The organism is Flavobacterium sp. 316 (assembly GCF_000967805.1).
GTDB classification, from domain to species: domain Bacteria; phylum Bacteroidota; class Bacteroidia; order Flavobacteriales; family Flavobacteriaceae; genus Flavobacterium; species Flavobacterium sediminilitoris.
Map to the genome: position 1 here is coordinate 471,432 of NZ_JYGZ01000004.1, position 15,025 is coordinate 486,456.

The window sequence follows — 15,025 nt, forward strand, 5'->3', positions numbered from 1 at the left end:
ACATGTTTCCAATAGCTTTTCATTCTCTATACAGACACCCTTTACCAGAAGGCCATCGGTTTCCAATGTTAAAATATGAGTTGCTACCTCAACAATTATTACATGAAGGAACTGCACTAAAAAATGATTTTTTTGAACCTGAAATGTGTGATTTAGATATTGTTTTAGCAGTTCATAATAAAGAATATGTTGCTGATTTATTGAATTTAACTTTAGAAGCTAGAGCTGCGAGAAGGATTGGTTTTCCACTTTCAAAAGAACTTGTCGAACGTGAATTTAGAATTACTCAAGGAACAATTTTAGGTTGTCAGAAGTCCTTTGAATCCAAAATTTCTTTTAATATCGCAGGAGGAACACATCACGCTTATTCAACTCATGGTGAAGCTTTTTGCTTATTAAATGACCAAGCTATTGCTGCTCAATATCTCTTAAATAAAAAATTAGCTAAAAAAGTTCTAATAATAGATTTAGATGTTCATCAAGGTAACGGTACAGCAGAAATTTTTCAAAACAATACAAAAGTATTTACTTTCTCTACTCATGGTAAAACCAATTATCCTTTTAGAAAAGAAAAATCGGATTTAGATATTGCCTTACCTGATGGAACCACTGACGAAGAGTTTTTAAAAACAATTTCAGAGATTGTCCCAAAATTAATCGAACAACAAAAACCCGATTTTATCTTTTATTTAGCTGGTGTTGATATTTTAAAAAGCGACAAATTAGGTAAACTTTCCTGTACTATTGAAGGATGCAAAAAACGAGATGAAATAGTATTTGAACTTTGTAATAAATTTCAAATTCCAGTTCAAGTTTCTATGGGTGGTGGTTATTCTCCAGAAATTAAAACCATTATTGAAGCGCATGCAAATACTTACAGAGTAGCAAAAAATATTTTTTAATTTAAAACTTCATATATTTTTTTATGATACTTGTCAATATTCGTGTTAATTCTCTCAGCACATGCTATAAAATTGTTTTTAACACTATCACCACCTACATGGATTTCAATTGCAATTCTATCTGCTAGATTATCAGAAATTGAAGAACACATTTTTAAAACAAAATTCATTACATACCATCTATTATGACTTCTACCTAATTCTGCTGCTGTTAGTGCAGCATTTGATTTTATCTCTAAATCATCTGTTAATACAAAAATTTTAGATACGTGACCAATCAATACATCACAGTAATCGAAATTAAATCTAGAACTGTATATCCATTCTAAATACATTAAAACAAATCTTTTCCATAAATAAAAATCTATTTTAAATAATAATTCAATAATATAAGATGAGATTTCATAAAAAATTATTTCTTTTGAACCTTCAATATGATCTAAATAAATAACAAAAGAGTCTAATTTATTTGAATCCCAAGTTTCAACTACTTTTAAATCATCAATCCATTTTGATATTTCTTCTGTTATATCTTTATTTGTAATTTCAGTTTTAGACAAATAAGACAACAAAACATTTCTTAAAGTTGATACATCATTAAACCTTCTGTGAATATCTTCTTCTGTACATTTTTCTATTATCACGCCTATACTTCCATTTGCACTAAGCTTTTTATAAGGAACTCTTCTCGTTCCGTTAAAAATATCATGTAAAATTGCCCCAAAAGAATAAATGTCAGCGTGATGTGTTACACCATTAAAGTGAGTATGTTGTTCAGGAGCCATATATAATAGTGATCCCGCGTGAAAACCTTCAGCTGTTGCAAAAGATGAAGTCATTTCAGCATCAGATGTAATCAAACCTAAATCAGCTAATTTCCATTTACCATCATGTAATAATATATTTCCTGGTTTTAAATCTCTATGAATATAACCTCTATCATGGAGATGCTCTAAACAATTCAAAATATCCGCTAAACCTTCAGGATATCTTCTTTTAAGCTTTGATTGAGAAATTTCTTCTGTGAAAACTTTTTCAGCAATAGGCATTAAGAACCAAGGATCTTCAGAATCTAAAGAAGAATATAATATTTCAATAAAAAAATCTGAAGGCAATTTTTCCTGAATTTTTACCTCTCTTGAGAATCTTCTTTTAAATTCTGATAAAGTTTTAATATTCATCTTCTCCTTCATAATAGGATTAAATGTTTTTCTAGCTACTCTTGAGCCATCTTTCAATTCTACTTCATGAATTACACCAAAACCTCCTTGATGTATTTCTCTAATAACATTAACTATTTCCATTTTCTATACTTTTCTCAAAATAGAAAGTTAAATCATCTAATTTTAAAATACAAAGAGAACCATATTCATCTTTATCGTTAACAAAAACTCCATTATCTATACAGACTATTTTCTTATTCTCTTTAACTTGATTTATTATATTCATTTTAGTTGTTGGTGTATGTCCATGAATAACTTTCCTTTCTCCAAGCCAAGTAGCATCATATTTCTCTTCCCAATCCCTTAACCATAATAAAGATTTTTCATCTTTTAATGGTTCTTTAACAGTCATGTCAATTCCCGCATGAACCATAATATATCCATCTAATATATAATATGTTTTCATAGATTTTATAAAATCCACATACTTCATAGGAATTCTTTCAATATCAGAAGTAAGGAAACTTTTTAACGTATCTTTTCCTCCATTTTTCATCCAATTTACTTTAGAGGTAATATCAGTAAACGATTCAATAAACATTTGTTCATGATTCCCTTTAACACAAATTACATTAAACTGATTCTCTAACAATAAAAATATTGTGTCAATTACTCCTTTACTATCAAAGCCTCTATCTATTAAATCTCCAAGAATAACTAAAGTATCTTGTTTTTTAAGCTTTATAGTCTTTAATGCTTTTCTAAAGGTTAAATTACATCCATGTATATCTGAAATAATATATGTACTCAAAGTCTTTTTATTATAATAACAAATATAAGATTTTTTAGTTATCTATTTTCCTAAAAGTAACACTTCATTAGCAACTACTTCTGTGATGTAACGTTTATTTCCGTCTTTGTCATCATAACTACGAGTAGTAAGTTTTCCTTCAATGGCAACTTCTTTTCCTTTGATTACATACTTCTCAATGATTTCTGCTGTTTTTCCCCAAGCAGCAACTCTGTGCCACTCCGTTTTTTCAACTTTATCACCATTATCCTTGTAATAAACTTCGTTAGTTGCAATAGAAATGTTAGCTAATTTTTTTCCTCCTTCAAGATTTTTAATTTCTGGTTCTTGTCCTACGTGTCCAATTAATTGTACTTTGTTTCTTAATGTATTCATGGCGTGTAAAAAAATTAAATGGTTTATATATTATTTTGTATTCTAATGAAAATTTTAATCTTGATGTTTATTTCAAAACTCCATAGTTGCAACTATATTCTTTTCATTTCGATAGTGCAAAGATTAAATAACTTTCAAACATTATTCGGTAACTATCCATTTACTTTCGGTTGTAAATAATTGTAAACGTTTGTAAACGGAAATATTTTTCATTATTTTTGTTGAAAATCATATATATATGCCAGCAAACATTAAATCAATTGAGTTACGTAATTTACAAATTGAAGATTACAAAGAATTAAAAAAATCAATGATTGAATCTTATCCAGAAATGGCAGATTCATTTTGGAAAGAAGATCAAATAGAACTTCTATTAAAAAAATTTCCTGAAGGCCAATTAGTTATTGTTGTTGATGGCATTGTAGTAGGTTCTGCATTATCTCTATTAGTCACAGAAGATTTTGCCTTTAAAACCAGAACCTACAAATCTATTACTGGAAATTTCACCTTCTCAACTCACAATCCTGATGGAGAAGTTTTATATGGAATAGATGTATTTATTAATCCTCAATATCGCGGTCTTCGACTAGGTAGACGTTTATATGATGTTAGGAAAGAATTATGTGAACAACTAAATCTAAAATCGATAATATTTGCTGGAAGAATTCCAAATTATGGCAAATATAAAGATGAAATAACACCAAAAATTTATATTGAAAAAGTAAAGAAAAAAGAAATTTATGATTCTGTCTTATCTTTTCAGTTAAGTAATGATTTTCATGAAGTTCGTGTACTTAAAAATTATTTAGAAGGAGATGTAGAATCACAAGAATATGCTGTTTTATTAGAGTGGAATAACATCTATTATGACGATAGTCCAAAATTAATCAATACAGAAAAAAGTGTCGTTCGTTTAGGACTAATTCAATGGCAAATGCGTTCTTTAGGAAACTTAGATGCTTTGTTTGAACAAGCCGAATTTTTCATAGATGCTGTTTCTGGTTATGGAAGTGATTTTGCTTTATTTCCAGAGTTTTTCACAGCACCATTAATGGCAGATTATAATCATTTATCTGAAGCCGAAGCTATTCGAGAACTAGCTCGACACACCGAAGCTGTACGATTAAAGTTTCAAGAATTCGCCATTTCTTATAATATTAATATCATCACAGGAAGCATGCCTTACATTGAAGACGAACATGTTTATAATGTGGGTTTCCTTTGTAAACGTGATGGAACGAACGAAATGTATCGTAAAATACACATTACACCAAACGAAGTTTTTCATTGGGGAATTACTGGTGGTGATACCATACAAACTTTTGATACCGATTGTGGCAAAATAGGAATTATGATTTGTTATGATGTAGAATTCCCAGAATTATCTCGTTTAATGGCAGATGAAGGCATGAATATTTTATTTGTTCCTTTTTTAACTGATACACAAAATGGTTATACTCGTGTAAAAAGCTGTGCTCAAGCTCGAGCAATTGAAAATGAATGCTATGTTGCAATTGCTGGCTGTGTTGGAAATTTACCAAAAGTGAATAACATGGACATTCAGTATGCACAAGCAGCCGTATTTACTCCATCCGATTTTGCTTTCCCAAGTAACGGAATTAAAGCAGAAGCAACTCCTAACACAGAAATGACACTAATAGTAGACGTAGATATGGATTTACTGAAAGAATTGCACGAACATGGAAGTGTAAATACCATGAAAGACAGAAGAAAAGACTTATATAGTTTAAGAAAATTAAAGTAATAATCAGCACTTGTCATTCTGAAATAATAATAAAAAAAGCAATAATGAAAAAAGTAATTTTTCTTTTACTCCTTGTTATATCCTTTGGGTACACACAAAACACCTTACATTATAATGATGAAAAAGGATCTGAAAAAGCCACTCTTAAAGACATCGAGTGGTTAGAAGGTAATTGGACTGGTGATGCTTTTGGTGGTATTTTTCAAGAAAACTGGAACAAACCATTAGGTGGTTCCATGTTGTTTAATTTTAAATTAGTGGTTGATGGGAAAGTGGCTTTTTATGAAATTGGTCATATTATAGAAAAAGACAAAACACTGTTATACCAAATCAAACATTTCGATGCCGATTTAAAAGGTTGGGAAGAAAAAGACAAATCAGAAGATTTTAGATTCATCAAAAAAGAAAATAATAGAATGTATTTTGACAACTTTACTTTTGAGAAAGTTTCTGATAACGAAGTAAATTTGTATGCTTATTTTGAAGATTCTAAAGAAGAAGTGGTTTTTAATTTTAAGAAGTGAAAACTATTTAAAATATGACTGAAAATAGTTTACAATTAAATTTAACCCAATTTATTAAGACAGGTAAATTTAATTTTATTTCTCTTGGAGTTCACAAAAATGAATTATTAGCGAAAGGCTTTCATCCTGATGATTGGCTCAATAATGAAACTATAGAGTCTTCAAAAATATGGAAATATGGAAACTTTGAATTCCATTTTGATAATGACTCATCACTTAAAGAAATATTAAACAATTATGTCCCTAAATTAGATGGTGGAAAAAAAATTCATATTCAAGATTGGTGGCTTTTTAAAGAAGGTAAATATATTCCAAACTTAAAAGAAACAATTAAAGAATTAGATAAACTCGATTTGAAATATTCTAAAGAGATTGATTTAATTGGATTTATAAACATAACATTTGAAAATCAAGTTTATATAGTTTTTGAAAACATTGAAAAAATCAATGATTTAAACCTAGGTGAATTTAAAATGGTAGTAATTGGAAAGAAAAAAATAAATCGAAAAAAAAGTAATAACTAAACATGGAACTAGAACAACTAAAATACCCAGTTGGACAATTCAACTGTCCAGAAGTAATAACAGACGACATTTTGCATTCATGGATTTCAGAAATTCAACATTTTCCAGAGTATGTTGTAGCTGTTACCAATGAACTTTCCAAAGAAAAATTACAATGGAGATATCGTCCTTATGGTTGGAATATCAAACAAGTAGTACATCATTGTGCAGACAGTCACATGAATGCTTTTATTCGATTTAAGTTGGCTCTCACAGAAGAAAACCCAACGATAAAACCGTACGCAGAAGATTTATGGGCTGAATTAATTGACGGTACTGATGATGATATTTCTTATTCACTATTAATTTTAAAAGGCTTACACCACAGATGGCATTTGGTTTTACTAAATATGGATGAAAAAGATTGGGAAAAAACATATTATCATCCTGAAAGTAAACAATCTTTTACCTTAAAAAGTGTAGTCGGACTTTACGCATGGCATTGCAGACATCATTTAGCACATATAAAACATGCTTTACTACATGAAAATAAGTTTTAATTATGACAAAATTGTGTTTAGAATGTAACGAAAAAATTATTGGAAGAGAGGATAAAAAATTCTGTTCAGATGGTTGTAGAAATGCTTACAACAATAAAATGAACAAAGATCAAAATAACTTGATGCGTAATGTGAACAATAAATTGCGTAAAAATTATCGTATTCTTTGCGAATTAAATCCAGATGATAAAACCAAAACCACACGAACCAAACTCGTTAGCAAAGGTTTCGATTTTGAATTTTTCACTTCTATTTATCAAACCAAAACTGGCAATACCTATTATTTTTTATACGATCAAGGTTATATGCAAATTGAAAATGATAGTTTTGTGTTGGTGAAGAAGGATAGTTAGATTCTTATAAAGAAATGAAAAGTGAAAAAGTAACATATGTTTTTGGATTATTTTTAATTGTTCTTCTTTTTGCTCTAAGTTTTTATAACAAAAGGAAAAAACAAGAAGAAATTAAGAAATATGATGGTAAAAGTATAGCTTACACTAAAAAAATATTAGGTGGTCAAGATTCACATTCTATAAAGTTTTATTTTTACTATAAAAACAAACTTTATTATGGTGAACAAACTTTAGAGGATGAAGAAGAACATAGATCAGACATTATAAATGATTATTTTCTTGTAACATTTGATAAAAACAACCTTGAAAAAAATTATATCCATTTAGACAAACAAATTCAACCTGATTCTCTAACACTTATAAGTCAGGGTTTTAAAAGCATAAAATATTACGAACACGATATTGCTACTAATACTTATATAGAACATTATAAATGGCAGTAAATAAACAAATTTCCATACTAGGTTGTGGTTGGTTAGGGTTACCTTTAGCCAAAAAATTAATTGAAAACGGTTTTTCAGTTAAAGGTTCTACAACTTCTGAAAATAAACTTGCATTATTAGAATCCAATAAAATTGAGCCATTTTTACTTTCATTATTTGAAAATAAAGTTGAAGGCAATATAGATGATTTTTTAAACGATTCAGAAGTTTTAATTATCGATATTCCTCCTAGTTTAAGAAAAGACACATCTATTTCTTTTGTGGCTAAAATAAAAACTTTGGTTACCCAAATAGAAAAATCTGAAATTAAAAAAGTCCTTTTCGTAAGTTCGACTTCTGTTTATCGCGATGTATTTCCAATTGAAGAAATAACAGAAGAGACACCTACGAATCCTGATACTGAAAGCGGTAGACAATTAGTTGAAGTAGAACAATTATTATTGAATAACCCAAATTTTGAAACCATAATTCTGCGTTTTGGTGGTTTAATTGGAGAAGATAGACATCCTATAAAACACCTAGCAGGAAAAAAGGATGTAGAAAATCCAGATGCTCCTATAAACTTTATCCATCAAGAAGACTGTATTGGAATAATTACAGCAATTACACAACAACTTCTCGACTTTGATAAAAAAAATAATGATGTGATGTTGAAACATTCTGGAACATCAAAGCAACATGACAATTTTGTTTTTAATGCTGTTTCACCTGAACATCCAACTCGTGAAAAATATTATCAAAAAAAAGCTTCCGATTTAAATTTAGCTTTGCCTATTTTTACAAAAAATTCAAAATCAAAAGGGAAAATTATTTTAAGTACTAAAATAGAAACCTTTTTATCTTACACTTTTAAAAAGGAAATTTAGTAATGGCTTATTTTAGTGTCTTTCACGAATATATAAAAAGAAAGAAAAGTGCTGTTGGATTACCATTTATTGCGCTTTGTTGGATTAGTTTCTTTTGGGGAACTACATGGATTGCTTCAAAAGAAGGTGTAAAACATATGCCCGCAATGCAACTTGTTGCTATAAGACAATTATTTGGAGGTGCCATTTATCTAATCTATTTTTTAATCAAAAAATCTCCTTGGCCAAATAAAAGACAATGGCGAAATATTTTAATATTGAGCGTTTTAAATTTCATGCTAAGTAATGGGTTAAGCACTTGGGGCGTGAAATACATTTCAAGTGGCTTAGGAGCTATTATTGGTTCTATTTTCCCTTTATGGATTGTTATTATTAGTTTTTTTAGAGGTGATAAAATTTCTTGGAAAGCTGCTCTAGGATTATTCATTTGCTTTTCTGGAATATGTGTTATTTTCTACGATTACTTAAATGATTTTCTAAATCCTGAATTTCGTTTTGGAATATTACTCTCTGTAATTGCTACTTTTACTTGGGCTTTATCTTCAATTTATATTAGAGAAAATAAGACTAATTTCAATCCTTACTTTAGTCTAGGATTGCAAATGCTAATTTCAAGTATTGTTATATTTAGTGTTACTAATATAAACGGGACCGCAATACCTTTGGCAGAAATTCCAACTATTTCATGGTGGTCTATTGCTTATTTAATAGTTTTTGGTTCGGTATTAACTTTTATCGCATTCATTTATGCTCTTGAAAATTTACCTAAAGAAGTAAGCAGTTTATATGCTTATATTAATCCAATGGTCGCTTTATTTTTTGGTTATTTCTTATTTAATGAACCATTTACTGTTTCCATTGCAATAGGTGGATTTATTACAATTACAGGTTTATACTTAGTAAATAAAGCAATAAAAACAAAATAAAAAAGGCCAAGTTAACTTGGCCTTTTCTTAATATTTAAAATTTGATTACCAAATTTTCACTCTATTTTCAGGAGCAATATACATTCCGTCTCCTTCTTTAATACTAAATGCTTTATAGAAGGCATCTACATTTTGTAAAGGTACGTAAGCACGATACATTCCTGGTGAATGTGGATCTGTTTTTACTTGATTTTTAATAGCCTCATCACGCATTTTACTTCTCCAAATTGTTGACCAAGAAATAAAGAAACGTTGTTCTGGTGTAAAACCGTCTATTAATCCAGGATTACCATTTTCTTTTAAATAAATCTGTAATCCATCATAAGCAGCATTTACTCCTCCTAAATCACCAATATTCTCTCCAAGTGTAAATTTTCCATCTACAAATATTCCAGGTAATGGTTGTAATGATGAATATTGATCAGCAAGAGCTGCTCCTAATGTTGTAAATTCCGTTAAGTCCTTATCACTCCACCAATTAACTAAGTTTCCATCTGAATCATAACGAGATCCTGAATCATCAAAACCATGCGAAATTTCATGACCAATTACGGCTCCTATTCCGCCATAATTTACTGCTTCATCTGCCTTATAATCGTAGAAAGGTGGTTGTAAAATTGCAGCAGGAAATACAATTTCATTATATGATGGATTAAAGTATGCATTCACTGTTTGTGGAGACATTCCCCATTCTTCTTTATCAACTGGTTTTCCTAATTTTTTTAAATTTTCATTAGTTCCCCAAATTGATGCATTCTTCATATTTTGAAAATAAGTACCTCCTTCTTCAGGGTTCATAATTATTAATTCTGAATAATCTTTCCATTTATCAGGATAACCAATTTTTACTCTAGATTTTCTCAATTTCAATTTCGCGTTTTCTTTTGTTGCTTTTGTCATCCAAGGCAAATTATCAATTCTATTTTCAAATGCTTTGAATACATTAGCAATCATAGCTTGCGCTTTTTCTTTTGCTTCCGCTGGGAATTTTTCAGCTACATATAATTTTCCTAAAGCTTCTCCTAGTGTTCCATTAACAGCTTGTAAAGCTCTTTCTTCAGCAGGACGTTGTCTTACAGCTCCGGTTAAAGTTTTTCCATAAAAATCCCAATTCGTATCACCTATTTCTGTACTTAACAATCCAGATGTTTGACGCAATAATGTCCATTTCATGTATTCTTTCCATGCATTTACATCATTTTTCTTTATTATGCCTTGTAAAACTGTCATATATTTAGGCTGAGATACGATAATTGTGTCTATCTTCCCTATCCCAATTTCTTGAAAATAAGTATCCCATTTTACAGCAGGAACTAATTTTCCAAGCTCTGCAATTGTCATTGGGTTATATGTTTTTCTTCTATCTCGTCTTTCTACTCTATCTAATGTTGACTCAGACATTGATGTTTCTAATGCTAATATTTTAGATGCGTTTTCTTTTGCATCTCCTTCATTTTCTCCTAAAAAAAGTAGCATTTTAGCAACATGATCAACATATTTTTCTCTTTTTTCTTTGTTATCTGGTGAATCAGATACATAATAGTCTCTATCTGGTAATCCAAGGCTTCCTGTTCCTAAATAAACTACATTTCTAGTACTATTCTTAGCATCTGTTCCTACATACGTTCCAAAAAATCCTAAACCACCTTCTTTTTCCATTTCTGTAATAAAAGCTACTAAATCTTTTGAATTCTTTATTGCTTCAATTTTATCTAGATAAGGCTTTAAAGGTTCTACTCCTTGTTTGTTTCTAGTTACAGTATCTAGTATTGTTTTATAAAGACTTATCGCTTTACCTTGATCAGAATTTGGTTCAATTGTTCTATCTACTAATGCTTTTTTTAAGATAAACATTACATCTTCGTCTGTTTTCTTTCTTAGTTCATCAAAACTTCCCCATCTTGTTCTATCTGAAGGTATTTCTGTATTGTCTAACCATTTTCCATTTACATAACGAAAAAAGTCGTCAGCTGGTCGAACTGATTTGTCCATATAATTTGTATTTATACCGACAATTTCTTTTTTTGCTGTTTTCCCTGTTTTACAAGAGTTTAATGTTGTAGCTAATAAAAGGATGCAAATGCTCCCTTTAAAAATATAATTCTTCATTCTGGTTAATTTTTTAAAGTTATAGTAGCGAAAACAAATATACTTTATTTCAATTGGTTCGGAAAACTCCCTTTTATTCTTTAACAATTCTTTTAGAAATAATGTCTTTTTTATAATTAATTTTAACAAACTATATCTTTTTATAGTAGTTGTTAAATTAATTTCTATATTAATAGTCAACATGTTTTATAAGTTTAAAATATACTTTATTTGACTAAACTTGATATTTAACTATTTTAAGATCATTTTTATTATTATTAAAATCACAAAAGTAGACTAAGAAAAACAATCAGAATTTATGATTTTTTTATGATTCTTACACCCTTAATTAATAGACTACAAATAAATCTTAATCCTACCAAAACTAATGTAACTCATCTAACATTAACACCCTTTTTGCTATTTATCTTTTAAAAAAAATTAATTTTGCATTAATTATGAGATTAAACAAGAAAGCACATATTTGGTTTATAGTTGTATTCATATTCATTCTAATTGGAATATTCATTGGGATATATACTCTTACAAAACCGCAAAAAAAATTACGAATCTATACTCCAAGAGATGTAAATCCAGAGCTTGTAGATACTACAATTCAACACATTGGATATAAACACTTCATAGCTGATTTTTCTTTTACTAATCAAAATGGAAAAATAGTTACTCAGGAAGATTATAAGGATAAAATATATGTGGCTGATTTCTTTTTCACAACTTGTCCTTCAATTTGTCCAAAAATGACTGATAATATGGTTTGGTTACAAGAAAAGATTAAAGACAATCCGAAAGTAATGCTATTATCTCATTCTGTAACTCCTGATATTGATAGTGTTCCTGTTTTAAAAAAATATGCTCAAGAAAAAGGAGTAATAGATGAAAAATGGAATTTGGTTACTGGAAATAAAAAAGACATTTATTACATTGCCAGAAAATCATACTTAGCAGTTAAAACTGGAAATATAGATGAAATGTATGATATGGTACATACTGAAAACTTTATCCTTGTAGATCAAAAAAGAAGAATCAGAGGTTTTTATGATGGAACTAATCTAGAAGAAGTAAAAAAACTTTATGAAGATATTCTTTTCCTTTGCAATAATTAACTTCAATATTTTATAATTTATTTATCATTCTTTTTCTAAATTATTAGCTACATTTGTATTTTAATTCAATCTAAATAAGGTTTGAGAAAAATATTATCTAATTTAAAAATAGGAGAAAAAGGATTAATTGATGAAATTAATATTGATGAAATTCCTTTGAAGCTTTTAGAAATGGGTTGCTTACCTGGTAATTCTATTCAATTGATTCAAATCGCTCCTTTTGGCGATCCATATTATTTTAATATAAACGATTCTCACGTTGCTATTCGAAAAGAAACAGCAAATGAAATATTCGTAACTACTGAAAATACCATCTAATTAATGTCAAATTCTACTATAAAAGTTGCTTTAATAGGAAATCCTAATGTAGGAAAAACATCTGTTTTTAATCAATTAACTGGTTTAAATCAACAAGTTGGAAACTATCCAGGAATTACTGTTGAAAAAAAGCAAGGAACATGTAAACTGTCTGATTCTGTAAAAGCAAAAATAATTGATTTACCAGGAACATATAGTTTAAATGCTAGCTCAATTGATGAAAACGTTGTTATTGAATTATTATTAAACAAGAAAGACGAAGACTTTCCAGATGTTGCAATAGTAGTTACTGAAGTAGAGAATTTAAAACGAAATTTACTCTTATTTACCCAAATTAAAGACTTAGAAATTCCTACTATCCTTGTTATAAACATGGCTGATAGAATGCAGTTGAAAGGAATTGAGCTTGATATTCCTATATTAGAAAAAGAATTAAAAACTAAAATTGCATTAGTAAGTTCTAGAAAAAAAACTGGAATTAATGAACTAAAATCGTTAATTTTAAACTATAGTTCTTTATCCAAAGAGCCTTGTTTAAATGCATCAAGTATTGATCCTGAATATTTTAATAATTTAAGAAGAGCATTTCCTAACCAATTATTATACAAACTTTGGTTAGTGATTACCCAAGATGTAAATTTTTTAAATCTAGATAGAAATGAAATTAAAAGTTCATTTACAAAATCGCACAGTGATTTAAAAAGATTACAGCAAAAAGAAACTATAAAAAGATACCAATTTATTAATGACACTTTAAAAATTGGGCAAAAAATAGACGCTTCAAAAGCTACTGATTTAAGAGCTAAATTAGATCGAATACTTACTCATAAAGTATATGGTTATCTTATCTTTTTTGGAATTCTACTTTTAATTTTCCAATCTATTTTTGATTGGAGTACTATTCCAATGGATTTTATAGATGAGAGTTTTACATCATTAAGTGCTTATACAAAAAACAATCTTCCAGCAGGAGAATTTACGAATCTTTTAAGTGAAGGAATTATTCCTGGAATAAGTGGAATTGTAATTTTCATCCCTCAAATTGCTTTTTTATTTTTATTTATTTCCGTTTTAGAAGAAAGTGGTTATATGAGTCGTGTTGTTTTTCTTATGGATAAAATTATGCGAAAATTTGGATTATCTGGAAAGAGTGTCGTACCATTAATTTCTGGAACAGCATGTGCAATTCCAGCAATTATGGGAGCTAGAAATATTGAAAACTGGAAAGAACGCTTAATAACAATATTGGTTACTCCTTTTACAACTTGTTCTGCAAGATTACCTGTTTATGCTATTCTAATTTCATTAATAATTCCTGAAAAAAGAGTTCTTGGGTTTTTAAGTTTACAAGGATTAACTCTAATGCTTTTATATCTTTTAGGTTTTGGAATGGCTGTTCTTTCAGCAGTAATTTTAAATTACTTTTTAAAACTTAACTGTAAATCTTATTTCGTTATTGAAATGCCTTCTTATAAGGTTCCTATGCTTAAAAATGTAGCTTTAAACGTTATTGAAAAAACAAAATCATTTGTAACTGGAGCTGGTAAAATTATCTTAGCTTTATCAGTAATACTTTGGTTTCTAGGATCTCATGGTCCAAGTAAGAATTTTGAAAATGCTGAAAGTATTATTGTAAAAAACCTTACTGAAAACAATATAGAATTAGATCCTGATTTAGTTGAAAATAAAATTAATAGTTATAAACTAGAGAATTCATATATTGGTATAATGGGTAAAGTAATTGAACCTGTACTAATGCCTTTAGGATATGATTGGAAAATCAGCATTGCTGTTGTTAGTTCTTTTGCAGCAAGAGAAGTATTTGTTGGTACTTTAGCTACTATATATAATGTGGGCAGCCATAGCGATGAAGAAATAACAATTAAAAATAGAATGGCGGCAGAAGTTCACCCTGTTACTGGAGAGAAAATATTTAATTTTGCATCTGGCTTTTCATTATTGCTTTTTTATGCTTTTGCAATGCAATGTATTTCTACAGTTGCAATTGTAAAAAAAGAAACAAATTCATGGAAATGGCCTATAATTCAATTTGTCTTTATGAGTGGATTTGCTTATTTAACAGCATTACTGGCGTATCAAATTTTAAAATAAAATAGAATCTATCTAATTTACAACTTATATACGTTTAGAATTTACTTTAAAAAATTAAAATCATGAACCTTCAACAAATATTAGTCTATATAACACTTGCATTTGCAATTGGCTTTTTATTAAAAAAATTCTTTTGGAAAAAGAAATCTAAAAAATCAGGCTCTTGTGGTGATGATTGTGGATGTCATTAAT

At 28.8% G+C, this 15,025-nt stretch carries 17 protein-coding genes; 13 read left to right on the forward strand and 4 right to left on the reverse strand.

What is annotated here, in order from left to right:
- The first annotated feature begins 2 nt into the window (after positions 1-2).
- Positions 3-902 carry a histone deacetylase gene (locus SY27_RS10815; protein WP_045970082.1) on the forward strand — a complete coding sequence of 300 codons (900 nt, stop codon included), beginning with the start codon at positions 3-5 and terminating at the stop codon, positions 900-902.
- On the opposite strand, the gene SY27_RS18250 is transcribed toward SY27_RS10815, so the two are convergent.
- From SY27_RS18250 to SY27_RS10830, 3 genes are read right to left on the reverse strand one after another with little or no spacing between them, the layout of a single operon-like run.
- A complete protein-coding gene (locus SY27_RS18250) occupies positions 899-2,206 on the reverse strand; it encodes a protein kinase (protein ID WP_052705286.1) in 1,308 nt (435 codons plus the stop codon). The genes SY27_RS10815 and SY27_RS18250 overlap by 4 nt on opposite strands.
- Entirely contained in the window at positions 2,193-2,876 is a 684-nt protein-coding gene (locus SY27_RS10825; RefSeq protein ID WP_045970084.1) for a metallophosphoesterase family protein, read from the reverse strand. The genes SY27_RS18250 and SY27_RS10825 overlap by 14 nt, the downstream gene beginning before the upstream one ends.
- A 42-nt stretch (positions 2,877-2,918) precedes the next feature.
- Positions 2,919-3,251: a single-stranded DNA-binding protein gene (locus SY27_RS10830; protein ID WP_045970086.1), complete on the reverse strand. Its 333-nt coding sequence runs from the start codon at positions 3,249-3,251 to the stop codon at positions 2,919-2,921.
- 238 nt (positions 3,252-3,489) lie between these two features.
- Here SY27_RS10830 and SY27_RS10835 point away from each other — a divergent pair, with 238 nt between their 5' ends.
- From SY27_RS10835 to SY27_RS10870, 8 genes are read left to right on the forward strand one after another with little or no spacing between them, the layout of a single operon-like run.
- Positions 3,490-5,016 (forward strand): carbon-nitrogen hydrolase family protein, encoded by a 1,527-nt coding sequence (locus SY27_RS10835; protein WP_045970089.1) that lies wholly within the window; start codon positions 3,490-3,492, stop codon positions 5,014-5,016.
- Between the two features lie 44 nt (positions 5,017-5,060).
- The gene (locus tag SY27_RS10840; protein WP_045970092.1) at positions 5,061-5,540 is read left to right on the forward strand and encodes a DUF6265 family protein; all 480 of its coding nucleotides are present in this window, start codon (positions 5,061-5,063) and stop codon (positions 5,538-5,540) included.
- A gap of 14 nt (positions 5,541-5,554) precedes the next feature.
- Positions 5,555-6,064: a hypothetical protein gene (locus SY27_RS10845; protein ID WP_045970094.1), complete on the forward strand. Its 510-nt coding sequence runs from the start codon at positions 5,555-5,557 to the stop codon at positions 6,062-6,064.
- 2 nt (positions 6,065-6,066) lie between these two features.
- Positions 6,067-6,603 (forward strand): YfiT family bacillithiol transferase, encoded by a 537-nt coding sequence (locus SY27_RS10850; RefSeq protein WP_045970096.1) that lies wholly within the window; start codon positions 6,067-6,069, stop codon positions 6,601-6,603.
- Between the two features lie 2 nt (positions 6,604-6,605).
- Positions 6,606-6,956, forward strand: coding sequence for a hypothetical protein (locus tag SY27_RS10855; RefSeq protein WP_045970098.1), 351 nt, complete (start codon positions 6,606-6,608; stop codon positions 6,954-6,956).
- Between the two features lie 14 nt (positions 6,957-6,970).
- Complete coding sequence (locus SY27_RS10860) at positions 6,971-7,399, forward strand: hypothetical protein (RefSeq protein ID WP_045970100.1); 429 nt, start codon at positions 6,971-6,973, stop codon at positions 7,397-7,399.
- Positions 7,390-8,265, forward strand: coding sequence for an epimerase (locus tag SY27_RS10865; protein WP_045970102.1), 876 nt, complete (start codon positions 7,390-7,392; stop codon positions 8,263-8,265). Before SY27_RS10860 ends, SY27_RS10865 begins: the two co-directional genes overlap by 10 nt.
- Before the next feature lie 2 nt (positions 8,266-8,267).
- On the forward strand, positions 8,268-9,191 hold the full coding sequence (locus SY27_RS10870; RefSeq protein ID WP_045970104.1) for a DMT family transporter: 924 nt from the start codon (positions 8,268-8,270) through the stop codon (positions 9,189-9,191).
- Positions 9,192-9,236: 45 nt separating this feature from the next.
- Here the strand turns inward: SY27_RS10870 and SY27_RS10875 are convergent, their stop codons facing one another.
- On the reverse strand, positions 9,237-11,300 hold the full coding sequence (locus SY27_RS10875; protein ID WP_045970269.1) for a M13 family metallopeptidase: 2,064 nt from the start codon (positions 11,298-11,300) through the stop codon (positions 9,237-9,239).
- Between the two features lie 437 nt (positions 11,301-11,737).
- Between SY27_RS10875 and SY27_RS10880 the strand changes: the two genes are divergently transcribed.
- The 4 genes from SY27_RS10880 (at position 11,738) to SY27_RS18530 (ending at position 15,024) form a co-directional block, all read left to right on the forward strand.
- A complete protein-coding gene (locus SY27_RS10880; protein WP_045970106.1) occupies positions 11,738-12,403 on the forward strand; it encodes an SCO family protein in 666 nt (221 codons plus the stop codon).
- Between the two features lie 81 nt (positions 12,404-12,484).
- Positions 12,485-12,721 carry a FeoA family protein gene (locus tag SY27_RS10885; RefSeq protein ID WP_045970108.1) on the forward strand — a complete coding sequence of 79 codons (237 nt, stop codon included), beginning with the start codon at positions 12,485-12,487 and terminating at the stop codon, positions 12,719-12,721.
- Positions 12,722-12,724: 3 nt separating this feature from the next.
- Positions 12,725-14,833: a ferrous iron transport protein B gene (feoB, locus tag SY27_RS10890; protein ID WP_045970110.1), complete on the forward strand. Its 2,109-nt coding sequence runs from the start codon at positions 12,725-12,727 to the stop codon at positions 14,831-14,833.
- Between the two features lie 62 nt (positions 14,834-14,895).
- Entirely contained in the window at positions 14,896-15,024 is a 129-nt protein-coding gene (locus tag SY27_RS18530; RefSeq protein WP_082084344.1) for a FeoB-associated Cys-rich membrane protein, read from the forward strand.
- Position 15,025 lies beyond the last annotated feature (1 nt).